This window comes from Sodalis sp. RH16, from assembly GCF_047324245.1.
GTDB lineage: Bacteria > Pseudomonadota > Gammaproteobacteria > Enterobacterales > Enterobacteriaceae > Acerihabitans > Acerihabitans ligni.
The window spans coordinates 1,599,293-1,624,013 of the sequence record NZ_CP178737.1 but is presented as its reverse complement, the minus strand read 5'-3'; the positions used below and the strand labels follow the sequence as shown (position 1 = coordinate 1,624,013).

The following is a 24,721-nucleotide window of genomic DNA, read 5'->3' as shown; positions in this document are numbered from 1 at the left end:
GTTAAGCCGTCGATGTCGAAATAGTAGCCGGGGTAGCGGTAGTGAAAATAACCTACTCAACAAGAAGGTAAGCGACGATGAAAGGTCCGGATATTTTAGGATGTCTCTGCATAACCGCCGTTTTTTATGGAGCAACGCTCACCAGCACGTCAGCGCAAGAACCCGCGAAAGCCATCCATTCAGCGCCTATCGAAGGGGGGCCGATTTCCATTGCCAGCCAGGGTAATTTTTTTGTCGTCGGTAAATATACGCCGACAAGCAAGGGGCAGCGCATGTCGGGGCAAATGTATGTGCAATACCAGATTCCCGCTAAACAAACGCACCCCTATCCGTTGTTAATGATTCACGGCGGCGGGCAAACGGGTGAAGGCTATTATGAAACGCCCGACGGCCGCGAGGGCTGGGCAACCTATTTCTTGAGCCGCGGTTATGCGGTATACGTGGTGGATCAAGTGGGGCGCGGACGTTCCGGCTATTTCCCCGATGCTTACGGACCGACCCGCAAGCCCGATACCAGCTACTCCATCCAATGGTTTTCCCGCCAGCAGGATACGGCCCTTTATCCCCAAGCCAAGGAACATACCCAGTGGCCGGGAGAGGGCAAGCCGGGTGATGCGACCTTCGATCAATTCTACGCTTCGCAGATGGAGGACATGACCAATCTTCAGCAAAACGAGACGCTCAACCGGGCCGCCGCCGATGCGCTGATTGATAAGATAGGACCGGTCATCCTGCTGACCCACTCACAATCCGGCCCCATCGGCTGGGGTATCGCGAACGATCGCCCGAAGAGCGTCAAAGGGGTGATCGCCATCGAGTCCAGCGGACCGCCTTTTTACAATATCAAGGATACCGGTGCGCCCGGGTGGTTCAAATACGGCAACAAAATAGCCCGGCCTTATGGCCTGACGCAGACTCAGTTAACCTATGATCCGCCTCTTGTCGATACCTCAGACCTTAAGCCCGTGGAGCAGACAAAATCAGATAAGCCGGATATTGCCCCCTGCTGGCTGCAGGCAGAGCCGGTTCGTAAACTGGCCGCTCTGGCTCAGGTCCCTATCCTGATGGTGGGCAGCGCGGCGTCATACCATGTCCCCTTTGACCTGTGCACTTCAAAATACCTGGCGCAAGCGGGGGTCAAAAACGATTTTATTCGCCTGCCGAGCGTAGGAATAAACGGCAACGGCCATTTCATCATGCTGGAGAAAAATAACCTGCAAGCCGCCAAGTTCGTAGATACCTGGATGAGCAAAAACATTCATTGAAAAGCCGTTCAAGAATGCTGTTCTTCGAGGATATCTTCGGCCATTGTGAATAATAATTAGATTTTTTGATGATAGTAGAGTAGCCAAGGGGACCGGGAAGGTCCCCTTGAGCTTATCCGCCGCCCAGGCGGGCGTGATGCACAAGCAGGGCCTGTTGGATAATGTCCCGTAACCGCTCTGCGGCGGGGCTCAGCGCAATGTCCGATTGCAGCAGCGCTACTCCTAACGAACCGGCATCCGGCAGCAACGGATGGGGAAGGGCGTTAAGTTCAGCGGGTTTGCCCATCAAGGTACGTAACGTCAGGCCCAGCCCGGCCGTTACCGCCGCCCAGATGCCTCCGAGGCTGCGGCTTTCGAATACCACCCGCCAGGGAATGGCTGCGCGATCCAACGCTTCTATCGCCCGTTTGCGGAACAGGCAGGGCGTCTCAAACATCACCAGCGGTAATGGCCGCCCGCCGGCAATCAGGGCCGCGGCGTCCAAACGGGGATGAGATAACCAGCGCACCGGCAGTTCGGTCAACAGTTCACCCGGCATTGGCGGGGCTTCATCCTGCCAAATCAGCGCCAGATCCAATCGCTGCTCCTTAATGCCTTGTTTCAACTCCTGATTGCGTCCAATGCGTGCGGCAATCTGTACATCCCCATGAGCACGTGAAAAATCTCCCAATACCGCGGGCAACAGCGTTTCGCCAAAGTCTTCCTGCATGCCGAACCTCACTTCTCCCTGCAAGGTCATGCCGCACAGCGCTTGATAGGCTTCATCATTGAGCGTCAGCAGGCGGCGGGCAAAACCCAGCAGGACTTCGCCGCTGGGGGTCAGCGTCAGATGCCGGCCGGTTCTAACCACTAATGCAGTGCCGCATTGCTGTTCGAGTTTTTTCAGATGTGCGCTGACGGCGGAAGTGGAACGGTTTAAGCGCTGCGCGGCGATGGCGAAGCTTCCTGCCTCGATGCCTGACACAAACGAACGCAGGGCTTCACCATCCAGTGTGACCGGTCGTTTCATTAAATGTCCTGTTTTATGGGATCGTCAATGCTGATAGTTTTGATTTTATAAATCAAGCCCTGCTTTCACAATAGCTACATCAACAATTGATGGAGTTAACCATGGCAGAAAACGCGGCATTGCAACAGATGATCAGTGTGGCCCCCAGACTGGCGGAGCTCAGCGAACAGATACTGTTTGGCGATATCTGGCAACGTTCGCCGCTGTCGCCGCGGGATCGCAGCCTGGCAACGCTGGCGGCGCTGATTGCCTTGGGACGCGAGCGGCAATTAGCGTGGCATTTCCGCTATGGGTTAGCGAATGGCCTGACGCGACAGGAACTGGTGGAGATGATAACCCATCTGGCTTTTTACGCCGGTTGGCCGGCCGCCGCCACTGCGCTGGCCTGTTTGCCCGAGGAGGAATCCTGATGCCTTTTACCCGTATTATCTTGGCCGAAGGCCGCAGCGAGACATGGCTGGCACAGCTATCGAATCAGCTACACCGCACGCTGGTGGACGCTTTTGACGTGCCGGACGGCGATCGTTTCCAGGTCATAGAATGCCTGCCTGAATCGCGTCTTATCAGCGATCCGCATTATCTCACCGGCATCCGTTCACCACTGCAGGTGCAATTCCACATCACCGCCGGACGCCCGCGAAGCCGCGTTCAGAAGGCGAATTTCTACCGGCTGTTGACGCAGCGACTGGAAGAAAGCCCCGGCATCCGGCCGGAAGATGTGATGATCGTGGTGCGTTTTAACTCGCCGGAAGACTGGTGTTTCGGCAATGGCCAACTTTACTCCCCGGAGCGCGTATGATTGCCATGCAATATCGTTTCACCCTGCCGGCTGACTATGATATGTCCATCATCGAACAGCGCATCCATGATAATGGCGCCCGGCTGGATAATTATCCCGGTCTGGTATTCAAGACCTACCTGTATGCCCGTCGCGGTGGAGTGTCCCCTGACGGCAAAGAGAATCGCTACGCGCCGCTCTATGTATGGCGGGACGGCACGGCAATGACCGGCTTTTTGCAAAGCGACGCTTTTGAAAAGCTGATTCACGACTTTGGCTGGCCGGTCATTGAGTGTTGGACGGTAATATCCTCGCCCGATCTGACCGCCATTGACGGTTGCCTCTTCGCAACGATCTCCACCCACATCATTACACCCTACACTACTCTGACGGAGGCGTTGCAACCGGGCGGCGGGAATGAGCTCACGGCCTGGGACTGCAGCCGTTGGCGTGTGCTTCGCGCTCGTTTCTCAAGCCGGCCGGAGGAACCCGGCTTCCCGGATCGCTATCGTATCGGCTATATCGCCGGACCACGCGCTGTGTGATGCAGGATATAAATTAAACAAGGGCGAGGCTAAACAGGTAAAGTTTGTTCAATAGGTGCCGATAAGATTCCATCGCTTTATTTTTCCCACCTCTTATTGCAGGGTTTTTAGCATGCGTAGCAATCTGCCTGTGACCCAGAACGAATATATTTTACCAGACGACGCCACCCTGATGTCTGTGACGGATACGCAGAGCCATATTACCTACGCCAATGCTGCCTTTATTCAGGCGAGCGGCTATCAACCCAATGAACTTCTGGGGCAGCCTCATAATATCGTGCGCCATCCCGACATGCCCTCCCAAGCCTTTGCCGATTTATGGAAAACGATACAGGCCGGCCGCTCATGGACCGCGCTGGTGAAAAACCGTCGCAAGAATGGCGATTATTATTGGGTGCGGGCGAATGTGACTCCTATAATTCGCAACGGCCAGTTGACCGGTTATATGTCGGTTCGCACCAAACCAACGCGTAAAGAGGTGGAGGAGACGGACCGGTTTTATCGGAATTTTACGGCGGGTAAAACCGGCGGCGTCAAGTTCCACGAGGGGCTGGCCCTTCGCGGCGGGCTGTTTGGCTGGATGTCCTGTCTGCAAACCATGTCGGTGCGATGGCGCATTCGCTGCGGGGCATTGGCGATTGTGCCCCTGAGCCTGATAAGCGCCTATCTATTGGCGCTTCCTGCGCAAGAAATAGGGCTGACCGTGGCAGTGGCCGCTTGTATGTCCCTGTTGCTTTCACTCTGGATGGAAATTTTGGTATCACGACCGCTTGAACGCGTGCTGAAACAGGCGCTTAGCGTCGCCGCCGGCCAATTTGACAGTAATATGTCTCTAAATCGCGTTGATGAAGTAGGCATGATTTTGCGTGCCATCAATCAGGCGGGATTGAATCTGCGGTCATTTACCGATGATGTCAATGAGCAAATATCCGGCTTGCGGCATGCGGGGGACGGCATAGCCAGGGGCAATGGCGAACTGAGTTCCCGCAGCGAAGATGCGGCCTCCAGCCTTGAACAAACCGCCGCCTCCATGGAACAGATGACGGCAACGGTGAAAAATAATGCCGATACCGCCCATAACGCCAGTAAACAGGCCAAATCCGCCAGTGAAGCCGCGAGTAAAGGCGGCGCGGTGGTGGGACAGGTGGTGGAAACCATGGCCACCATTACCAGCTCGAGCAAAAAAATCAGCGAGATCATTTCGGTCATCGACGGCATTGCCTTCCAAACCAATATCTTGGCGCTGAATGCCGCCGTTGAAGCGGCGCGTGCCGGTGAAACAGGACGGGGGTTCGCGGTAGTCGCCGGCGAAGTGCGGTCATTGGCGCAGCGCAGCGCCAATGCCGCCAAAGAAATCAAAGACTTGATTAATGACAGTGTGGAAAAAATCGCCACCGGCAGCCAACTGGCGAATAACGCTGGTGAAGTCATGCATGATATTGTGAACCAGGTAACCCGCGTATCGTCAATGATCAGTGAAATCAGCCTGGCCACCACCGAACAATCGGAAGGCATCGGTCAGGTGAATATTGCCGTTGCCCAGCTCGATGAGGCCATGCAGCAAAATGCTCTATTGGTGGGAGAAACCACCTCCGTGACCGATGGTCTGCGGGATCGCACCATAAAACTCCTTCAGGCTGTTACCGTGTTCAGGCAGCATTTGATCGATGCGCCCAAAGCCCCGGTAGCGGAGACCTCCGGCTATTGATAGAGAGTAGCCATGCCGTTAAGGCATGGCGGATCCGGGACAAGCTTTTGGCGGGTAAATCCCGCCCTATCGTAATTATTGATGAACCCGTGCGGATTTCATCTGCGGGGGAAGCTTTTCCAGACGTTGCAGCGGCCGGTCCGGCCGGATCCAGAATGAAAGCACCACGCCGCATAACAACAGCGCAATGGACATAATGAACGGCAGCCGGTAGCTGCCGGTAACATCGCTAATATAACCAAACGCCAGCGGAGAGACAACGCCCGCTATCCCCGCCGAGGTGCTGACAAAGCCGCTGGCCACCCCGGCATAGGCGGGGGCCACATCCAGCGGCACCGCCCAGATAGGCCCCTCCGCCAGCTCCAGGAAAAACAGCGATGCGGCCAGACACAGCGCAATCACATTCTGCTGATGAATGAACAGGACGCAGGACATAAACGCCAAGGATCCCAAAAAGGCGAAAATAATGATATTACGTCGCGCCGCATTGATATTCTTGGTCCGCTGAAACCACGCATCGGTTAACAGCCCGCCGGCGGTATTGCCCAGAACGCCGGCGATAAACACGCCCGAGGTAAATAGCGCGGATGTTTTCAAATTGATGCCGTACTCGCCGACAAAAAAGCTCGGCAGCCAGCTGAGATAAAGCCACAGTGTCCAGGCATGGCAGAAAAACACCAGCGTTACCGGCAGGATACGCCGGGTCAGCGCCAGCCAGGGAACCGGTGTGCGATGAGCCGGTCCTGAATAGGGGGGTAACAGGGCAATCTCATCCTCCGTGACCTTCGGATGTTTACGTGGATCGTTACGGAAATAGAAGCACCACAGCGCCACCCATATCAGGCTGGCACATCCCAGCACCACAAAGGCGCCGCGCCAGCCAATCAACGGAATCAACGCCACCATGATAGGCGGCGTTATCGCCGCCGCTGCGCGTGCCGACGAATGGGTAAAGCCTTGCGCAAATCCGCGGCGCGCCACCGGCACCCAGTTCCCCATAGCCCGCGTGGCGTTGGGAATGGTTCCCGCTTCACCCAACCCTACCAGCATGCGGCTGAAGAACAGCGCAATAAGGCCGCCGGACAGCCCGGTGGCCAGCGTTCCCGCCGCCCAAAAAAGGCCTGACAGAGCCAACATGCGACGCGGACCGATTTTATCGCCCATGTAGCCGTTGATGATCTGGAAAATAGCGTAACAGTAACCAAAAGCGGAAAGGACAAGCCCCAACTGCGTGTTGGACAGATGCATCTCGGTTTTGAGCAGCGGCGCAGCGATAGAGATATTCACCCGATCGATATATTCAATAAAATACATCAGGCAAATCAACATAAAGACTCTGCCCGTCGCTCCCCGGAACATTATCAATTTCATTGTCATACTCTCCGTCAAACGGGTAGCAGCCTGGCGGCAACCGTCCGCCGACAAGCTTTGCAGGTGATCATTGCCGGTAAGAGGCTGTTCAATCCCCCATCGGCTCGCATGTAAAGGCCTCCGTGTCGGTGTTCGCCCCGACCACGATGCCTGATAAGGGGCGCCCCGAGCGTCTATTCCCATGGTGGGATAACCGCCGGAGAAGCCGCCGCAACATGCCATTCACCGTCCCGGTTCCTTACGAGTACAGCCGGAAAATGACAAAAAAACGCATTGCTTAAGTCTCTACACCGCTCGGGCGTTTCTCTGCGAGAGCTCAGTTCCTGTGCCGCTGGTGAACTCTCCCTTAAGCAGTGCGATTGAATATTGAATATTGTCGACAATATTTCATGATAAAAACACATTGTTAACATCATTATTCTTTTTATGTTACATGGATCGCATATTTCTCTGCGACCGCCCGTTAAGAGCGATTTTTGCAAGAAACACCCCCGCTACCCATGCTAAAAGTCGCTGTCTCACCACGCTTTTATCAATAAACTCAACGTGTTGTATCGCGTTCTGAATTTACGGACAAGCAGCGTTGGCGTAGTGGCTGCAAATCGCTCCAAAGCGATCAATGCTGCCATAGGGAATGGAATCCTGAAATATAACAAGGGATCACGGATGAAAATGGTTTTGCCCACGGATGGGTATTCATCGGCAAGCGAATTTATGTCGGCCCTGCAGGGCACCCAGGGCGATGCCTTTTGGCTGCTCAAATCGCAGGGCCATTGGCACGGCGGCCTCCATCTTTTCGACAGCTTCGTCCCCGGGGCAATTTACCGTCCCGACGGCCCGGCCGGTCACGGCCTGAAAAGCATGACCGACGGCCATATCGTGGCCTACCGGCTCAACGACGATTACCGCGCCGCCGCCCACAACAAACGCGCCCTGAAATTCAGCACGACGTTTATTCTGGTGAAATCCACCTGCGTGCCCGATAAGGCCAGACCGGCGCACGGGCTGGATTTTTATACCCTGTGGATGCAGCTGGCGCCGCTGTCGGTGTACGGCGCGAGCGACACCGTCATCGGCGAGGTGGTCGCCACGGCGCTTAAGGTCCGCCGGGACAATCCCGCGCCGGGCTGGGTGCGGCAGGGACTGCCCGGCGGCGACGGGGCGCAGGCGCGGACCTGTTACGATGTGCAAAACCGTTACCCGGCCCCGCGGGATACCTACACGCAGTTGCCTCGGCTCAGCACGGTGGAAATCCTGGAGGAGGCGACCTTTCTGCTGGACCGCCGGGCCGTGCCGTTTGTGTACGTGCGGGTCATGTCCGTGCCCGAGGGGGTATCCGCCGGGCTGGCGGTGGGAGAGAGCGGCTGGATATCGGGGCAGGAGAAGTATCTTAAACGCCGGGGCGGCGCCGGCGCGCTTCCCCGCTGGATGAAAGCGGCCCGTCAAAAAGGCGTATTCAACGAGGTGGTCGCCCTGGCCGGCGACAACGTGCTGCCGGTCAGCGCCGGCGAGATTATCGGCCACCTCGGCTATCTGGAATCGCCCCACAGCGCCCCGCATCATTTCTGCCATCTTGAGGTGTTCAGCCAGGACAGCCGGCTGCCGGATTTTGTGGCCAACCGGGCCGGGGTTACCGCCGGGGAGCCCTTTATTCATTCCCCCCGTGGCAAGCCGCGCTATTTCCACCGGGAGCGGGATAATACCTTTGTGGCGTCCGTCATCGGCGACGACCCGGTACTCACCGGCGAAGACCGCTTCACTCCACGAAGCAAAACCCGCTGGCAAAAGTCCGGGGATAGCGCGTGGTATGAGATACCGGCGGAGCAGTCCTGGCTGGCCGAGAGCGACGTGACCGTAGTCAATCAGTTTGACCTGGCAAAGCGCGGATTTATCCTGCTGGAGCAGGATGAGCCGCCGCGGACCGTGCGACAAACGCCCCGAGAGGGCTGGCTGCGGCAGGGATTTCAGCGGCTCGCCGAGCTGGCGCAACAGAACACCCGCGATATGTATTCGTTAACCTACATCGAGGGCTACCAGCGGCTGCTCAAGGAGATGGAGTTCGAAAGCGATGGGGAAAAATTCAGTAAAAGACTGTGGCAGTTTCTGCACAACCGGCAATCACATATTCTCAAGCAAGTTCAGCGTCTTATTGTAAAGCACCACAGCGAATGGCTGCATGACGGAATGTCGGCGCTGTGGCGGGCGGCGCTGGATGAGCAGGGCAAACATCAGCCGGCCCTGGCGCTTTACAACCGGCAGTTTATAGATGCGCTGGTATGGATGAAGGACGTGCCGGAGATACGCAGCAGCGAGGCGCTGTGGCATTTGCATCCGGTGACGTTTTTGGAGGCGATATCTAAGAGTGATGCCAATACTTGTGCCTGTAACAGGGATATCACTCTTGAAGAGCTGTGTGCAATGGCACCTAATATAAAAGTAACTTTATTAGAAATTAATTTGCAAGCATTTAATGAAGCATTTTCATTATTTGGAATTAATACGTGTATAGGTAAGACTCATTTGTTAGCACAAATTTTCCATGAAAGTGGCGGACTAATCTATACAAAAGAGATTGCCGGGGAATCAGCGAGTTATAGCCCATGGTATGGTCGGGGACTGATCCAAATAACGCTTGAAACAAATTATAAAGCATATGCAAAATATATCAATGAGGATGTTTTTTCAACAAGCACCAATCGAGATAAGCTCATGTCTCTACCGCATAGCGTAACGTCTGCAGCCTGGTTTAGTAAAATTCATACAAAAGCAGCAGTGTTTGCTGACTTAGACGATTTTAATAAGATCACCCTGACTGTCAATGGAGGATTTAACGGTTATAATGACCGTTTGTCTTTTTTTAAAAAAGGTCTCGAGTCTCTCAAAGCTTCACATTTAATAAAATTGTATAAGAACGAGCATTATACTTTTGAGGAGAGTGATATTTATAACGGTAAGTTAGGATCCCTGGCCTGGGGAATTTGGCATGACCCTCAATCCAGAAGGACTGGAACTTCAAAAAATAATAATGAAGCATTGAAAGGATATCTTAGAGCTAAGTATTTAATAGAAACAAATCCGTTGACACAAAAAGAAAAAGAAAGAAAATGGTACGGAATTATTGGCGAAAATTTATCCAGCTTTCTTGATGAAAAGATAAATAAATTAAATGAGATTAATTGATGTTAAGAGCATTCTTATTATTTTTGTTATTAGTTTCGTGGACGTGCTTTTCATCTGAAATCTCAAAGGATGTTCGTTGTTTTACCTCGACAGATGGACGAGTAAACTTAAAACTTGCACTGTTAACGGATAACAAATGGATGGGCGGTTATATTATATATAAAAATTCGTCTTCAGCCATAACGATAGTACCTATCAAAAGTGAATGTGAGACATTGGATGTTGATCGTCCATCAGAAACTACAACTACATGGCTAGCAGTAATTAATGGTGGTGTCGCGGGTAAATTTAAGGCGGTGCATCAAGGTGCAATTTTTTCTTATTTGAATTATTCCAATGCTAAAAATGAAAATGTGATGAATTTCATACAAAATGATGATGCGTTCGATGGCAATGATTGTATTTGGAAATAAGGTAGTCTTTTTATAAGTATCGACTCGATCTCTTTAGGCCGCTAAAAATTCATTGTTGTAGGTAACAGATCATTAGCAAAAAAGCACCGGGCTTCTTCGGGTAAATACTTAATAAAGCTATATACCACATATGATAATTTAAATGCTTAGCCAGCTGTCTAGCTCATTTCCCAGTGATAGCGATCGTTACCGATCGATATGGCATTCCTTTATCATTATCGCGTATCTGACCGATAAGCGGCGATGATGGCAGAACCAGGATCCTCATCACAAAACGCGTATTCACTCTAGAGATTGCTTTTCTTTAACTGGTATAAAAGGTATCAAGGTATATAGTTATTCCAATCAAAGAACTCTCCGGAGGAATGATGAAAACTGCATTAACCGGCGTTATTACCGCATTGCTGACCCCCTACGATGAACAATTCCGCATTGATGAGGCAAGCCTGCGCAGCCTGGTGCGCCATAACATACAACAAGGCGTTGATGGGCTTTATGTGGGCGGTTCCACCGCAGAGGCGCTGCTGCAAAACAGCGCCGAGCGGCGGGAGGTACTGCGCATCGTGGCAGAAGAAGCAAAAGGCAAGCTGGCGCTGGTGGCCCATATAGGCGGCATCAGCACCGCCGAAAGCTGCGCCCTGGCGGAAGCGGCGGCGGAGTATGGTTATGACGCGGTGTCAGCGGTGACACCGTTTTATTATCCATTCACTTTTCCCGAACTACGTGCTCATTACAGTGACATTATCGCCGCCGCCCAGGGCAAGCCGATGATTATCTACAATATCCCGGCAATGAGCGGCGTGAAGCTCGGGATGGAAGAGCTCGGCGAACTGTTGTCGCTGCCGAACGTGGCCGCACTCAAACATACTTCCGGCGACTTTTATCAGCTTGAACAGATCCATCGGGCCTATCCCGATAAAATTCTTTACAACGGATATGACGAAATTTTCCTGTCCGGCCAGATGGCGGGCGCCCAGGGCGGCATTGGCAGTACCTATAACGTCATGGGCTGGCGCTACCAAGGCATCCTGCGTGCTTTGGCAAACAGGGATATCGACCTGGCGCGTCGGATACAGTCCTCATGCAACCAGGTGATCGACGTTCTGGTAAAAACGGGCGTGTTCGGCGGCCTGAAAACCATCCTCCAGGAATGGGGTGTTATTCGCTTCGCCGCGTGCCGCAAGCCTTTTTCACCGGTGCAAGAAAATCATCTGCCTGAATTGAAACGTATCGCAAGGGAGTTGCAGGCGGAATTTCAACAACATAAAAACTAGAAAAAACTGCCGGCCCGCGCGAGCGGGACCGGTTTATTTTACCTTATGTGCCGACTCCCGGTTCCGTTGCGGCCGGGCCTGATAAACATGCACTGCAAAGTGTAGGAGATTATCATGCGTCAACCCTCTGTGACCCTACCCTGGTATCGTCAGCTATCGCTACCGCAATGGAAAGCCTTCGCCGCGGCCTGGATCGGCTATGCCCTGGATGGTTTTGATTTTGTCCTGATGGCCCTGGTACTCACCGAAGTCAAACAGGATTTCGGTTTAACTACGGTGCAGGCCGCTACCCTTATCAGCGCCGCGTTTATTTCTCGCTGGTTCGGCGGGCTGATACTGGGGGCGCTGGGGGATAAATACGGCCGTCGTATGGCCATGGTCACCAGCATCCTGCTGTTTTCACTGGGGACGCTGGCGTGCGGACTGGCGCCCGGCTATACCTTTCTCTTCGTCGCACGGGTGATCATCGGCATGGGCATGGCGGGGGAATATGGCGCCAGCTCGACCTATGTCATCGAAATTTGGCCGCAGCACTTGCGTAATAAGGCCAGCGGCTTTCTCATCTCCGGCTTTGCCATCGGCGCGGTGGCTGCGGCGCAGATTTACAGCGTGATCATACCCATCTGGGGCTGGCGGATGCTGTTCTTCATCGGTATCGTCCCGATTATTTTCGCCCTCTGGCTACGCCGCAGCATTCCGGAAACGTTGGAATGGCAAGCGCAGAAAACCCAGCATGGGCATAAACAGACGATGATTGATATCCTTTACCGCGGCAGGCATCGGGTTTGGAATGCCATCGCCACGGCGGCGGTTATCGCCATGCTGTATCTTTGTTTCTCCGGTCATGCCGGCCCGGCGGCGGTGGCGGCGTTTCTTGGCATCGCCTGCGCCGCCGTCTTCATCAGTTTTATGGTGCAAAGCAGCGGCGATCGCTGGCCTACCGGGGTGATGCTGATGCTGGTGGTGTTCAGCGCCTTTCTTTACTCCTGGCCTATTCAGGCGCTGCTGCCCACCTATCTTAAAACCGAGCTGGGCCTCAATCCCACCCTGGTGGCCCATATTCTGTTTTTCAGCGGCTTCGGCGCCGCGGTGGGGTGCTGCCTGGCCGGCTTTATCGGCGACTGGCTCGGCACGCGCAAAGCGTATGTGTATAGCCTGTTTTTGTCGCAACTGCTTATCATCCCGGTATTCGCCATGACCTCATCCAATCTGGTGGCTCTGGGTGCGCTGCTATTTTTCCAGCAAATGCTGGGGCAGGGGATCTCCGGCCTGCTGCCCAAACTGGTGGGCGGCTACTTCGATACTCATCAGCGGGCTGCGGGGCTAGGATTCACCTACAACGTGGGCGCGCTGGGCGGCGCCCTGGCGCCGGTGCTCGGAGCGGCTATTTCCCAGCGGCTGGATCTGGGTACGGCGCTGGCTTCGTTGTCATTCGGCCTGACCTTCGTGACGCTGCTGCTTATCGGCTTTGATATGCCGTCCCGGTTGCAGCGCTGGCTGCGTCCACAGGCGCTGCTTAAATTCGACACGGTGGACGGATTGCCGTTCAGCGGCGCCATGCCCCGGGACGAATGGCGCAGGCATGAAAAAGAACAACGCCGGCGGCACAGGGCGAACAGCGCGGCTTTGCAGCAAAATGCACAGCTGCTGGCGGGCGCGTCGGAAAAACGATCCTGAGGCAGGAATCCGAGCGCAACGCATTTGAATAAATGCGGCCGGTCCCTGGTGGTAGCGCGATGGTATAATAGGTTATCCTTGACCCTGGTATCCGTTCAATGGAAAGGCCCATGACAAGTCTGAATAAGCAATCCACCGCTGACAACCAGGTTCCCTTTATGCAAAGCCGTCCGGTAAAGCGCAAGAAGCTTTCGGATATGGTTGAGGAAGAACTGGAGTTCATGATTCGTCGCGGCGAATTTGTCGAAGGCGATCAATTGCCCTCCGAACGGGAACTGATGGATTTTTTCCATGTGGGCCGGCCATCTGTGCGCGAAGCGCTGGCGGCCCTTAAGCGCAAGGGCCTGGTGCAGATTAGCAATGGCGAGCGGGCTAGGGTGAGCCGTCCGTCCGCCGATACCGTGATAAGCGAACTCTCCGGTATGGCCAAGGACTTCCTTACCCAGCCGGGCGGTATCAAGCATTTCGAGCAGTTGCGTATGTTTTTCGAGTCCAGCCTGGTACGCCATGCCGCGGTTCACGCCACCGACGCGCAGATAAGCAAACTAAAGCAGGCGCTGGAGGCCAACAGCCGGGCGCTGGCGGATAATATGCTGTTTGTGCGCACCGATGTGGCGTTTCACCGCGTGCTGGCCTCCATTCCCGGCAATCCGCTTTTTTTGACCATCCATCACGCGCTGCTGGACTGGCTTATCGCCATGCGGGTGGGACTGACCGAGCCGGAAGAGATTATTCGGCATAATAGCCGCAGCTATGAGCAGCACGTAACGCTTTACGAAGCCATCCGTCGCCACGATGCGGACGGCGCGGAAAAAGCGCTGCAAGATCATTTAAGCAGCGTATTGGCCGCCTATTACGCTAGAACCTGAGAGCATAACCTTGCGGTTTACGGTGACCGCGTCAAATCGGCATTTAATTTCCAAAGTTATAATTCATGAGTGAAACTAAAATAAGACATCATCTTATTTTAAGTTAAGGACCAAGTTAAAATAACGAATGCTATTATTTTAAGTTAAGGCTTAAGTTAAAATAAGGGAGACTCTAATTTTAACTTCGTCCAGGAGACCCTATGCAACGCGGACTAACCGGCCGTTATGTTCCCAGCATAGCGGGCAGCATCAGCTGTCAAGCATTTATTCCCCATGCGCTGCCGCCCTCGCCGGCGTTGCAAATCGATAGCAAATTGCAAAAAAGGATCAATGATGCCAATCGCGCACTGGGCCGCCTGGACGCTATCGGCATGTTGTTGCCTGATACCAAGCTTTTTCTCTATAGTTATGTGCGTAAAGAAGCCGTTATGTCCTCGCAAATTGAAGGGACTCAATCTTCCTTAAACGACCTGATGCTGTTTGAGATGAAAGGCTCTCCAGGCGTACCCATGGATGATGTGCAGGAGGTATCTTGTTATGTGAATGCACTTTATCTGGGCGTCCAGCGTATCAATGAGGGCTATCCGATTACATTTCGTTTGCTCGTAGAGATGCATCGGGCCCTCATGACCTCCGGACGAGGCATCAGCCGCGGCCCAGGCGAATTCAGGCAAAATCAAGTTTGGATTGGCGGCCATAGGGCCGATGAGGCCGCTTTTGTTCCTCCGCCGGGCCATGCTTTGGGCGAATGTTGGAGCGAGTTGGAAAAATTTATCAATGATCAGCCCGAGGCAACCGATCCTTTGGTCAAAGCCGCTTTGGTCCATGCTCAATTTGAAACCATACATCCCTTTATGGATGGTAATGGCCGTTTGGGCCGTTTGCTGATACCGTTAATTCTGGTGGAAGCTAAGGTCTTGCAGCAGCCGTTGCTCTATTTATCTGTGTTTTTCAAAAAGCACCGCCATAACTATTATGATCGTTTGCAGCAGACAAGAATAACCGGTGATTGGGAGGCATGGTTATTGTTTTTTGTCGATGCTGTTGCCGCTACAGCGACTCAGGCTGTTGAAATGACCAAAGAGCTTAATCTACTGCATATTGAGCATAAGGCTTTATTATCCGGACTCGGCCGTTTGTCGGGGTCAGCTAAACTGATTTTGGATGCGTTCTTCGAGTACCCTATCGCCAGCATCAGCAAGCTGGTTGAGCGAACAGGGTTGACCGCCGCCACAACAGGTAAGGTATTAACCGTTTTGGAAAAGGAACAGCATTTAATCGCCGAGATTACGGGTCATAAACGGCATCGTGTCTATGCCTATTTGAAATATCTGGAGATTCTCAATAAAGATTGATTACTGTCCCCTGGCCGTGATGGATGGGCCTTTGGATCTCCTTCGTGAGGTGAAGTCAGATTGGAGGCTTGCTTATTAATTTACCAGTCCGAACACCAGGTTGGCAGCGTGTAGCCGGTTATAGCCAGTCTCAGCACCTCGCAGCGTTGTAAAAGGCGACGGCGCTCCCTAAAAGCCTCCACCTATATGATAAATATTTTTATTGGTACAATAAATCTGTAAAAGCTGTCACACCATTAGTCATATGTTTGAACTATCATGGGCGCTGTCGCGCCGGCCTGCAGAAGCGGTGTTCGGAATAATTTTTTAATTCATTATTTATCAATAAAATATCATTTAGCATGTGAGGGAAATCAGATGTCTGATATCGTAAATTGGGGTGTGCTAGGCTATGCCCGTATAGCAAGACTTTCCGTTATCCCGGCCATAGGCAGGGCGTCTAATGCCCGTCTGCTCGGGGTAGCCTCGCGCAACGCCGGGGAATTGCCCGCCAAAGAATGGGAACGGACTTATGACAGTTATGAGGCTCTCTTGGCCGATGATGACATCCAGGCAGTGTATATTCCGTTGCCGAATTCTTTGCATAAAGACTGGGTGATTAAGGCGCTGAAGGCAGGCAAGCATGTGCTGTGTGAAAAACCCCTGGGGCTCACCGCCGCCGAAGCGCAAGAGATGCACCAGGCGGCCCAAGCGCAACAGCGTATTTTGATGGAAGCGTTTATGTACCGCTATACCGATCGCATGCAGGTGGTGAAGGAGATACTGGACAGCGGAGCCTTGGGCGACCTGCGCCATATCAATGCCTCGTTCCGCTTCCTGCTGGACCGGCCGAATACCATCAAAGCCAAGCCGGAACTCGGCGGCGGCGCGCTTTATGATGTCGGTTGTTACCCGGTCAATTTTGTCGGCATGGTGACCGGACGACTGCCGCTGCGCTGTAAGGCCCTGGTGGAAACGGAGCAGGGCGTGGATACCAATCTATCGGCCTTGTTGCAGTATGATGATGGCTTGATTGCCAATATACATTGCGGATTTAACGCTTTTTCCCGGATCTATGCGGAAATTATCGGCACCAAGGGAATGCTGCGGATCGATAATACCTTTCTGGATGACGCGGGCGAGGTCTATCTGCATCAGGCCGAGGGCGTGCGAGCCATTCCGGTAGCGGAATCGGACCGTTACAAGGCGGAAATCACCCACTTTTCCGATGCCGTGCTTGACCCTTCCGCGCCGCTGTTATCCTTGGACGAAAGTATCATGAATTTGAAAGTCATGGATATGATCAGAAAAGATATGCAAGGCTGATAAAGAGTGAGTCATGTGTGCATGCGGTTGCCATGACTCTGTAAACAACAAGTGAAATATATATCCCCGCCATCACCTTTTATTTTAATTTCATTTTATTGCTCTAAAAATCAATCCTGAATAATGAGACATTGATCTCAATTTAATATTGGCAATCCTGAGGATTGCCTTTTTGATATTTATTTACAGAAATGTAAACAATGCTGAAATTTATTTACTTCTTTACTTTAAAGGCAACATCAGAGTAACGTCAAAATAATCTTGAGGGTAATGAAAAAGGGATGGGTTATGAAACTCGGTTTTATTGGTTTGGGCAAAATGGGCGGGGCCATGGTGCGGCGTTTGAACAACGCCGGTCATGAGGTGGTGGCGGTGGATAAGGATCCTGTGGCGCTGGAAGAAGCGAAAAACCATAACATTACCGTCTGTCCCAGTATTGAAGAAGCCATCGGTCTGTTGCCGCTTCCCCGTACTTTATGGGTAATGACGCCGCCGGGCAACGCCACCGAGCAGGTTATCTCCACACTGAAGCCGCTTCTCGGCGAAGGGGATATTGTCGTTGACGGCGGTAATTCCGATTTTAGGGATACCCTTCGCCGCGGCCGCAGCCTGGGCGAAAAAGGCATTATTTTTGTTGATGCCGGCGTCAGCGGCGGGACGCAGGGCGCAAGGGAAGGCTGCGGTTTACTGGTGGGGGCCAACGAACAGGTATTCGCCTATCTTTCGCCGCTGTTTGAGGCGCTGGCCGCAAAAGGCGCTTGGGCCCGGGTCGGCAACAGCGCCGCGGGCCATTTCACCAAAGCGGTCCATAACGGCGTCGAGTATGCCTTGATGCAGGCTTACGGTGAAGGGTATGAGCTTTTGGCGGCCTCGGACATTGAGGTCGATGTCTTGGCCACCATGGAGGCGTGGCAAAACGGCTGCTCAATACGTTCCCATCTTTTGGAAAAACTCATCGAGGCATTAACGCCTGATGTTTCCCTTAAGGGGGTGAAAGGGTACGCCGCCGATTCCGGCATGGGGCGCTGGACGGTTGAAGAAGCCATCCGGCTGCGGGTTCCTACGCCCACCATCAGCGCCGCGCTGCAGGCAAGGTTTCGTTCGCAGCAGGATGATTCCCCGACTATCAAAAGCATTGCCGCCCTGCGCGGGGTTATTGGCGGTCATGCGGTTAAAAAGAGTGAGGAAAAATAATGGCCGCCTATGATGCGAAGGAAAGAATTTTGACCGTTATTTCAGAACTCGACCAAATCAGAAATGCTCTGGATGGCGAACGGCTGAATCGGCTGGCGGATAGTATTCATCAAACACCCAGAGTTTTTTTTAGCGGGCAGGGGCGCTCGGGCCTGATGGTAAAAGCCATCGCCATACGCCTGATGCATATCGGCATTCAGGTATATGTCGCCGGAGAGAGCAACACGCCCGCCATCGAAAAAAATGAATTATTAGTGGCGGTCTCCTCATCGGCGAAAACCACCGTAACGCTTTCCCATATAGCGGCGGCCCGCAAGGCTGGGGCGAAAGTGGTGTTAATCAGTTCAGCCCCGGCGCCAGAGGTGGATGCGGATATTCATATTCAAATACCGTCCCGTACCGAGGTGGCAACCGAACAACATGCAGGTTCTTTATTCGAGCAATCTCTATTGATAGCCGGTGACGCCATTGCATGGCGTATTCAACATTTGCGCGGCCAGCAGGATGCTGACCTCGATAAACGGCATGCCAATTTGCAATAAATAATAATTGAATGTTTTACCAACCCTATCCCTGAATGTAATTCAGGGAGCTGTCTGCAAAAAAACAATATCAGGAGGATATCTTGAGCCAGATCATATCCCAAAAAAATAACCTGCAAGCTATGACGCAGATCGAAGAATCCACTCTGAAAAAAATGCGCTGGAGGCTTATCCCTTTTTTACTTATATTGTATGCCATCGCCTATTTGGATCGCACCAATATCAGCTATGCCGCGCTGCAAATGAATGGCGAGCTTAAAATAACCGGCAGCCAGTTCGGTATGGTGGCCAGTATTTTTTTTATTGGCTATTTTATATTTGAAGTGCCGAGTAATGTTGCTCTACATAAATTCGGTGCAAGAAAGTGGATAGCCCGTATATTAATCTCCTGGGGCCTCGTGGCGTTTTTAACCGCTTTCGCCACGGGAATATATCATTTATATATATTGCGTTTCCTGCTGGGTGCGGCGGAAGCCGGTTTTTTCCCCGGCATCGCCTTTTATCTGACCTATTGGTTCCCGCGCCGTCACCGCGCCGGCGCCATGGCCACATTTTTCCTGGCGCAAATCGTTTGTAATTGCCTGGGCGCGCCGTTAAGCGGGATCATTATGGATAATATCCATTGGCTGGGTTTCTCCGGCTGGCGCTGGATGATTTTACTGGAAGCTGTTCCCGCCATACTGCTCGGCATCGCTACATTTTTTGTACTTAATGACTCCCCGCAAGACGTTAAATGGCTTTCCTCCGAGGAAAAGTCCTGGGTTAAAGATGAACTGGAAATCGAAGCCGCGAATTCTACGCCACCGCAGGTGCATTGGTGGAAAATTCTGGGCGATAAACATATTCTTTATTTAGCCATTACCTATGTATGGATTGTCATGGCAATTTATGGCATCACGTTCTGGATGCCGACCCTTATCAAGGGCTTTCAGGCGCACTTTTCCAACACCGTTATTGGTTTCCTGGTGGTGATCCCAACCGTCGTGGGGGGGATAGCCATGCTTATCAACGGTTGGCATTCGGATAAGACCATGGAGCGGAAATGGCATGTGGTTACGGTAATTCTTAGCGGGGCCGTGGGTATGTTTCTTTTGTCCATAACCACCAACACCTGGCTGTCCATGCTCTGGCTGTGCCTGATATCCGTGGCCGCCTATGGCTATATCGCGGTGTGGTGGACCATCCCGACGGCCTTTTTATCAGGTCTGTCCGCCGCCGTCGGCCTTGCCGCCATCAACTCGGTGGGCAATTTGGGCGGTTTCTTCGGCCCATGGATAGTCGGTATGCTGGTGGACTGGACCGGGACGCCGCGGGCCGGTTTGCTGTTTCTGTGCGCTTCCTTCGTGATTGGCGCGGTGATGCTGGCCTCTTTCCGGCCGCCGGTAAAGCAGTAAGAGGTTAGCATGACGCATTCCACTTATGTATTGGCTATCGACATAGGTTCGTCCTCGCTCCGTGCAGCCCTGTTTGACGGTTATGGCCGCCAGAGCGGGGAATGTATCCGCCGCGGGTACAGTCTGGACACCGACGCCATGGGCAAGGCGACCCTGGATGCCGATACCCTGTTTAACGATCTGTTCGGCGCGTTGGATGAGCTGATGTCCATTACGCCGGACCGGCTGAATATTACCGGAGTGGGTATCAGTACGTTCTGGCATAGCCTGACGGGAATAAACGATCGGCAAGCCGCTACCTTTCCCATTATCACCTGGGCGGACGGCCGATCGGCCCATGAAGCCGCCGCGTTGAAATACTCCGGCATCGGCCGTCGTCTCCATGCCTTGACGGGATGTCCGGTGCATTCCAGCTATTGGCCGGCGCGTCTGCGCTGGCTGGCGGCACAGCATGCAACGGCGTTCGCCCAGACCCGTTATTGGTTATCCGCCGCCGACCTGCTGTTTCTTCGCCTCTTCGGCCGCATCGGCACGTCTGTTTCCATGGCCTCAGGCAGCGGGCTGTGCGATCTCAATCAAAAACAGTGGTCACGTGAGGCTATCGGTATCGCCCGCATCAAGCCGGAGCAGTTGCCGCCCATCTCCGATGAACCGCTGCGGGGATTGGTTGCCCCATGGGGCGAGCGCTGGCCCAGGCTGGCTGCCATCCCTTGGTATCCGGCATGGGGTGACGGCGCCTGTTCCAATATCGGCGCAGGGGCAAACAGCCTTGATTCACTGGTATTGATGCTGGGCACCAGCGGATCCATGCGTATGGTATGGCAAGCCGACAGTGTGTCTGTGCCTGATGCGGGACTGTGGTGTTATCGCGTTGATGACAAACGCTTCGCCGGCGGTATGGCCTTGTCGGAAGGGGGAAACGCCGCTGCCTGGGCGCGACAGCTGCTTGATAAGGAATCCGCAGCCGATATTGATGATCGGGTGGCGGCTTTGGCGCCGGATGCCCATGGCTTGTGCGTGCTGCCCTATTTTTTGGGTTCCCGCAGCCCGCAGTGGTCGGAAGGGCGCACCGCAGCCATTAGCGGTATCACGGCGGCCACCACGGCGGTGGAGATTTATCGCGCGATGCTGGAAAGCGTCGGTTTACGTTTTGCCTTCCTGAAAAACCGGCTGGATCGGGCATGGCCAGGAAAACGGCGGATTATCGCCACCGGCGCCGGCTTTTTGCGTTCCTCTGTCTGGCCGCAGATTGTCGCCGATTGCCTTGGGGAATCCCTTGACGTCTCAGACATTGAAGAGGGATCGCTGCGCGGGGCGGCGCTGCTGGTGTTGGAAAAACAGGGCCAGGGCGGAGAGATTGAATTTCCGGTTAACCGGACGGTTTATCCCAATTCAGGGGCCCATGAGAGATATAAAATCGCCCTTGAACGGCAGGCGGATTTTGATAATCATATGATAGAGATGTTAAAACAACGGCTGGAGGAGTTGCGCTAAGGCTTTCATTATCCATAAACCTAGTGCGGATTATAGTGAAATACCCTTGCCTCTGCCAAAAAACGTCTAATGCCGGTACTGCTGCGAAGGCGATTGTACCCTTAATAAACCGATCGCATTAATTTCACTTATCCTTTTCTATACTGACTTCTACAAGGTTGCGCGAGTCTTCCTAACCCTGTCTCAATAACATGAGCACAACACGAGCGGTCCTTTATGAGTGACATTCTGGTGCCTTTGGAAAAAGTTCGTCTTCGTTTGGAAACTGTCCGTTCCTCATTGACGCCCACCGAGAGAAAACTGGCGGATTACATCCTCTCCCACGCCGACAGCGCCATTCATTGCACTATTTCGGAATTGGCCGCGGCGGCTGAGGTCAGCGTCGCTACGGTGACCCGGCTGGCGCAAAACAGCGGTTACAGCGGCTTTTCACAGCTACGCGTGTGGCTTGCCAAGGACCTGGTGTTGATTCCGCCGCCGGCGTCGGGGGAGGCGTTAAACGTCAGCGACGAGGTCGGGGTGATACGGGATAAGCTGGTGGCGGCCACCACTCAGTCCATGACCGATACCCAAAAAATGTTGAATATCGACGCGTTGCTGGCGGCGGCGCAGTCTATTGCCCAGGCCGGCAGGATTGATATTTACGGTATCGGAGGAAGCGCCACGGTCTGCATCGATATACGCCATAAATTCCTCAAGCTGGGGTTGCCGGTGGCATGTTATTCCGATAACGATCTGATGATGATTTCATCGGCGGGGTTAAAGAGCGGCGATCTCGCCATGGGTATCAGCCATACCGGCAGAAGCGAACCGGTGGTGGCGGCCATCAGCAGCGCCGCACAGGCCGGAGCCAGGACGATGGCCATGACCCACGATCCCTTTTCACCCCTGGCAAGAATTGCCGACCTGACATTGACCTACTCGGCGAAAACCACGGTTTTTTCCAGTGATTCCATGACCGGCCGACTCTCCCAACTGATGATTACCGATATCCTTTATACCATTATCGGCTATTCGCACTTTGAACGTGTATCGCCCCTGGTGCATAAGGCGGACAGCCAAGCGATAAAGCGCAGGATTAGCTGATTGCGCATCAAGAAGGCGGGTTTGTTAGATAACATCCAAGCGCATATCTTATCATTAATAATTTTTGTATTCATCACGTTATGCATCGGCAAAAAAAGCAAGATGTGATAGCGCACACTATAAATAAGTTGAAGGCCAGTATATTGAAAATAAGACGTCTGCGTTTTAATGATCCTGGGCTGCATCATAAATTTTTGATAAAAGCATGGAATAAATTTATTTCATCAGCGAGTTCATGATAATTGCCCACAAAATGTAATTCATTATCAATAAATTGGCTGGCTGATAAAGATTTTTTTAAAACAAAATAGAGTGTTTGAGTAACGAGAATCCATTGCGCCGAGTAGATTTTTTTATACTCGCGTTCAGCGTCACGAGTTAAATAACACCTATCCCAATCAATTATATAATGAGCGCGGCCACGTCAGAGGTGAAAGATGAATACCATTTATCTCAAAAAGCTGTTTTTCATGTTAACCATATTAATTGCATTCTATAGCGCTGCCTCCTTCAGTATTGACCTTACGCCCAATACCAACGGCGGTAGCGGGCAGCTCCCCTCGGGATACAGCCATATCAATTTTACGACGGCCAATGGCAATTGGGTTAGGAATATCGCTTTGCCGTTACAGCCGAATGCCAATAGCTCGGTTACTCTTATTTCTCGCGCCTCGTATAATTCTTTTCTCGATGCCCGGCCTGTCGGTCTCGGACCGGAAATGGAAATAATCGATGGCGATACTTTTACGTTCACTTTTGATGCCGGCCAGCAGCGTTGGATTCCTTCCGGTGCCCAGGTAACATCGATGTCACCGAATTCGGTGGGACCAAATATTCCTAATCTCACTGCGCGTATTACTATTTATGAGATCTATGATGGCAACTGGGCGGCGGAAATAAGATTGCCATCGCAGGCCACGCCGCAGAATTTATTGTTAATAAGCTCAAGGGCAACCAACAGTTCCCGGCTTTTACCTGACTATTTGCTCTTTGCCAGCACGACCAATATCCGTGCGTCGGATAACTACGGTCTGCAATACCGAACGGATTTGCAACGCTGGGTAATAACCCAGCCGCCGGTGCAAAGACTGGATATCAATGCCGACATTGCTCAAATGCCGCCGCCTATTGTGCCTTTGACTGAAGTGAACTTTAGTAATCAGCATTTTATTTCTTCTATCCAGTTACCGCAAACCGCCAATAACCGCGATGAAATTATTATTCGATCAACCGCCACCTCTGCGGCAACGATCAGTAATGCCAATACTCATTATTCCGGTCCCATGGAATTAGCCAATGGTAATGAGTATCATTTTTTTTATATTACGGAAAATCCGGCCGGTAGGCGCTGGCAGCTGATTTCCAGCCCCATTCGCGTTTATACGGCATTAAATTTGCCAAGCGGAGTGGTCCCTACCTTACGGACACCGCGCACCCGCATAGAATTGAGTCCCGGCAATTTTCGTCCACAGATAACCCTGCGCGAAGGCCAATTGCCGGGCGCCCGGGTCATCATCAATAACAACGCGGCTCAAGCGACCTCTGTTCTCTTTTCCGGCCTCGCCTATTCGGCACTGCCGGGAGAAGTCGTCTCGTTTAGGGTTGGGGAAAACGGCCTATGGCAAAAGGAAACCATCACTGTTGATTTGTTGATGATCTATAGCGATTTAGCCAGGAGCAGTCTCGGACAGGCGGCCATTGAGGCCAGGAATATTGAGGCATTTGGCCTCATTAATGATGGGCTGGAAAACTCTGGCGCCAATTTCCGCGTACGGCTGGTGGGGTTAAACGAGTTGGCCCAGCCGGAGGGCTGGACCTCGCTTAGCAGTATTTTACCGCAATTGGTAGTAAACCCTGAAGTTCAGGGATTGCGTAATGCGGTAAGCGCCGACGCGGTGAACTATATCACTATCGGTCTCCCGCTGGATTGCGGGTTAGCCTATGTGAATACCGTACCCAACGCCTCAACCATGGTAGCCGCAGAGACGGTCGATTGCGCGACGACCGGTACGCGCCATGAATTCGGCCATAATATGGGCATTCACCACGGTGATGAGCGGCCGACGCCTCTATGGGCGCGGGGCGATCAGATTACGCGCACCATTATGGCCGGTAATGCCATTCCTTTCTACTCTACTCCCCAACGCTATACCGTGCAAATGGGTATTCCCATGGGAGCAATCGATTCAGTGGATGCCGTGAGAATGATGAATACCAATTCTCCCATCGTGGCCGCATTTCGCTAACCGTAAGGTGAACATC

General features: G+C 52.9%; 20 protein-coding genes. 18 read left to right on the top strand and 2 right to left on the bottom strand.

From position 1 onward, the window contains the following. The first annotated feature begins 77 nt into the window (after positions 1–77). A complete protein-coding gene (locus ACL2XJ_RS07380) occupies positions 78–1,265 on the top strand; it encodes an alpha/beta hydrolase (protein WP_413726108.1) in 1,188 nt (395 codons plus the stop codon). Positions 1,266–1,377: 112 nt separating this feature from the next. Here the strand turns inward: ACL2XJ_RS07380 and ACL2XJ_RS07375 are convergent, their stop codons facing one another. Beyond that, positions 1,378–2,274 (bottom strand): LysR substrate-binding domain-containing protein, encoded by an 897-nt coding sequence (locus ACL2XJ_RS07375; protein ID WP_413726107.1) that lies wholly within the window; start codon positions 2,272–2,274, stop codon positions 1,378–1,380. A 101-nt stretch (positions 2,275–2,375) separates the two neighbouring features. Here ACL2XJ_RS07375 and ACL2XJ_RS07370 point away from each other — a divergent pair, with 101 nt between their 5' ends. The 4 genes from ACL2XJ_RS07370 (at position 2,376) to ACL2XJ_RS07355 (ending at position 5,305) form a co-directional block, all read left to right on the top strand. Beyond that, complete coding sequence (locus ACL2XJ_RS07370) at positions 2,376–2,684, top strand: carboxymuconolactone decarboxylase family protein (protein WP_413726106.1); 309 nt, start codon at positions 2,376–2,378, stop codon at positions 2,682–2,684. Then, positions 2,684–3,073: a tautomerase family protein gene (locus ACL2XJ_RS07365; protein WP_413726105.1), complete on the top strand. Its 390-nt coding sequence runs from the start codon at positions 2,684–2,686 to the stop codon at positions 3,071–3,073. Before ACL2XJ_RS07370 ends, ACL2XJ_RS07365 begins: the two co-directional genes overlap by 1 nt. Continuing rightward, on the top strand, positions 3,070–3,597 hold the full coding sequence (locus tag ACL2XJ_RS07360) for a DUF4865 family protein (protein ID WP_413726104.1): 528 nt from the start codon (positions 3,070–3,072) through the stop codon (positions 3,595–3,597). The genes ACL2XJ_RS07365 and ACL2XJ_RS07360 overlap by 4 nt, the downstream gene beginning before the upstream one ends. A gap of 112 nt (positions 3,598–3,709) precedes the next feature. After that, entirely contained in the window at positions 3,710–5,305 is a 1,596-nt protein-coding gene (locus ACL2XJ_RS07355) for a methyl-accepting chemotaxis protein (protein ID WP_413726103.1), read from the top strand. Between the two features lie 75 nt (positions 5,306–5,380). Here the strand turns inward: ACL2XJ_RS07355 and ACL2XJ_RS07350 are convergent, their stop codons facing one another. Next, a complete protein-coding gene (locus tag ACL2XJ_RS07350) occupies positions 5,381–6,676 on the bottom strand; it encodes an MFS transporter (protein WP_413726102.1) in 1,296 nt (431 codons plus the stop codon). Between the two features lie 666 nt (positions 6,677–7,342). Between ACL2XJ_RS07350 and ACL2XJ_RS07345 the strand changes: the two genes are divergently transcribed. The 13 genes from ACL2XJ_RS07345 to ACL2XJ_RS07285 all read left to right on the top strand — a co-directional run bounded on the left by ACL2XJ_RS07345 (position 7,343) and on the right by ACL2XJ_RS07285 (position 24,705). Continuing rightward, positions 7,343–9,856 carry a glycoside hydrolase family 19 protein gene (locus ACL2XJ_RS07345; protein ID WP_413726101.1) on the top strand — a complete coding sequence of 838 codons (2,514 nt, stop codon included), beginning with the start codon at positions 7,343–7,345 and terminating at the stop codon, positions 9,854–9,856. Beyond that, positions 9,856–10,269 (top strand): hypothetical protein, encoded by a 414-nt coding sequence (locus ACL2XJ_RS07340; protein ID WP_413726100.1) that lies wholly within the window; start codon positions 9,856–9,858, stop codon positions 10,267–10,269. The genes ACL2XJ_RS07345 and ACL2XJ_RS07340 overlap by 1 nt, the downstream gene beginning before the upstream one ends. Positions 10,270–10,637: 368 nt before the next feature. Then, complete coding sequence (nanA, locus tag ACL2XJ_RS07335) at positions 10,638–11,543, top strand: N-acetylneuraminate lyase (protein ID WP_413726863.1); 906 nt, start codon at positions 10,638–10,640, stop codon at positions 11,541–11,543. A 114-nt stretch (positions 11,544–11,657) separates the two neighbouring features. After that, a complete protein-coding gene (locus ACL2XJ_RS07330) occupies positions 11,658–13,220 on the top strand; it encodes an MFS transporter (RefSeq protein ID WP_413726099.1) in 1,563 nt (520 codons plus the stop codon). 110 nt (positions 13,221–13,330) lie between these two features. Next, positions 13,331–14,089 (top strand): transcriptional regulator NanR, encoded by a 759-nt coding sequence (locus ACL2XJ_RS07325; protein WP_165934198.1) that lies wholly within the window; start codon positions 13,331–13,333, stop codon positions 14,087–14,089. A gap of 200 nt (positions 14,090–14,289) precedes the next feature. Next, complete coding sequence (locus ACL2XJ_RS07320) at positions 14,290–15,444, top strand: Fic family protein (RefSeq protein ID WP_413726098.1); 1,155 nt, start codon at positions 14,290–14,292, stop codon at positions 15,442–15,444. Positions 15,445–15,801: 357 nt separating this feature from the next. After that, positions 15,802–16,749, top strand: coding sequence for a Gfo/Idh/MocA family protein (locus ACL2XJ_RS07315; RefSeq protein WP_413726097.1), 948 nt, complete (start codon positions 15,802–15,804; stop codon positions 16,747–16,749). Between the two features lie 288 nt (positions 16,750–17,037). After that, positions 17,038–17,943 carry a phosphogluconate dehydrogenase (NAD(+)-dependent, decarboxylating) gene (gnd, locus tag ACL2XJ_RS07310; protein WP_413726096.1) on the top strand — a complete coding sequence of 302 codons (906 nt, stop codon included), beginning with the start codon at positions 17,038–17,040 and terminating at the stop codon, positions 17,941–17,943. Further along, on the top strand, positions 17,943–18,485 hold the full coding sequence (locus tag ACL2XJ_RS07305) for an SIS domain-containing protein (protein WP_413726095.1): 543 nt from the start codon (positions 17,943–17,945) through the stop codon (positions 18,483–18,485). Before gnd ends, ACL2XJ_RS07305 begins: the two co-directional genes overlap by 1 nt. Positions 18,486–18,568: 83 nt before the next feature. Further along, positions 18,569–19,879, top strand: a complete 1,311-nt coding sequence (locus tag ACL2XJ_RS07300; RefSeq protein WP_413726094.1) for an MFS transporter — start codon at positions 18,569–18,571, stop codon at positions 19,877–19,879. A 9-nt stretch (positions 19,880–19,888) separates the two neighbouring features. Next, positions 19,889–21,373 carry a gluconokinase gene (locus ACL2XJ_RS07295; RefSeq protein ID WP_413726093.1) on the top strand — a complete coding sequence of 495 codons (1,485 nt, stop codon included), beginning with the start codon at positions 19,889–19,891 and terminating at the stop codon, positions 21,371–21,373. A 216-nt stretch (positions 21,374–21,589) separates the two neighbouring features. Continuing rightward, positions 21,590–22,459 (top strand): MurR/RpiR family transcriptional regulator, encoded by an 870-nt coding sequence (locus ACL2XJ_RS07290; RefSeq protein WP_413726092.1) that lies wholly within the window; start codon positions 21,590–21,592, stop codon positions 22,457–22,459. A 437-nt stretch (positions 22,460–22,896) separates the two neighbouring features. Then, positions 22,897–24,705 (top strand): hypothetical protein, encoded by a 1,809-nt coding sequence (locus tag ACL2XJ_RS07285; RefSeq protein ID WP_413726091.1) that lies wholly within the window; start codon positions 22,897–22,899, stop codon positions 24,703–24,705. The last annotated feature ends 16 nt before the right edge of the window (positions 24,706–24,721 follow it).

Coding starts and splice junctions, on each gene's coding strand:
- ACL2XJ_RS07370 (WP_413726106.1), top strand. CDS start 2,376: ATGGCAGAAAACGCGGCATTGCAACAGATGATCAGTGTGGCCCCCAGA.
- ACL2XJ_RS07380 (WP_413726108.1), top strand. CDS start 78: ATGAAAGGTCCGGATATTTTAGGATGTCTCTGCATAACCGCCGTTTTT.
- ACL2XJ_RS07360 (WP_413726104.1), top strand. CDS start 3,070: ATGATTGCCATGCAATATCGTTTCACCCTGCCGGCTGACTATGATATG.
- ACL2XJ_RS07285 (WP_413726091.1), top strand. CDS start 22,897: ATGAATACCATTTATCTCAAAAAGCTGTTTTTCATGTTAACCATATTA.
- ACL2XJ_RS07325 (WP_165934198.1), top strand. CDS start 13,331: ATGACAAGTCTGAATAAGCAATCCACCGCTGACAACCAGGTTCCCTTT.
- ACL2XJ_RS07320 (WP_413726098.1), top strand. CDS start 14,290: ATGCAACGCGGACTAACCGGCCGTTATGTTCCCAGCATAGCGGGCAGC.
- nanA (WP_413726863.1), top strand. CDS start 10,638: ATGAAAACTGCATTAACCGGCGTTATTACCGCATTGCTGACCCCCTAC.
- ACL2XJ_RS07345 (WP_413726101.1), top strand. CDS start 7,343: ATGAAAATGGTTTTGCCCACGGATGGGTATTCATCGGCAAGCGAATTT.
- ACL2XJ_RS07305 (WP_413726095.1), top strand. CDS start 17,943: ATGGCCGCCTATGATGCGAAGGAAAGAATTTTGACCGTTATTTCAGAA.
- ACL2XJ_RS07315 (WP_413726097.1), top strand. CDS start 15,802: ATGTCTGATATCGTAAATTGGGGTGTGCTAGGCTATGCCCGTATAGCA.
- ACL2XJ_RS07290 (WP_413726092.1), top strand. CDS start 21,590: ATGAGTGACATTCTGGTGCCTTTGGAAAAAGTTCGTCTTCGTTTGGAA.
- ACL2XJ_RS07355 (WP_413726103.1), top strand. CDS start 3,710: ATGCGTAGCAATCTGCCTGTGACCCAGAACGAATATATTTTACCAGAC.
- ACL2XJ_RS07295 (WP_413726093.1), top strand. CDS start 19,889: ATGACGCATTCCACTTATGTATTGGCTATCGACATAGGTTCGTCCTCG.
- ACL2XJ_RS07350 (WP_413726102.1), bottom strand. CDS start 6,676: ATGAAATTGATAATGTTCCGGGGAGCGACGGGCAGAGTCTTTATGTTG.
- ACL2XJ_RS07330 (WP_413726099.1), top strand. CDS start 11,658: ATGCGTCAACCCTCTGTGACCCTACCCTGGTATCGTCAGCTATCGCTA.
- ACL2XJ_RS07340 (WP_413726100.1), top strand. CDS start 9,856: ATGTTAAGAGCATTCTTATTATTTTTGTTATTAGTTTCGTGGACGTGC.
- ACL2XJ_RS07375 (WP_413726107.1), bottom strand. CDS start 2,274: ATGAAACGACCGGTCACACTGGATGGTGAAGCCCTGCGTTCGTTTGTG.
- gnd (WP_413726096.1), top strand. CDS start 17,038: ATGAAACTCGGTTTTATTGGTTTGGGCAAAATGGGCGGGGCCATGGTG.
- ACL2XJ_RS07365 (WP_413726105.1), top strand. CDS start 2,684: ATGCCTTTTACCCGTATTATCTTGGCCGAAGGCCGCAGCGAGACATGG.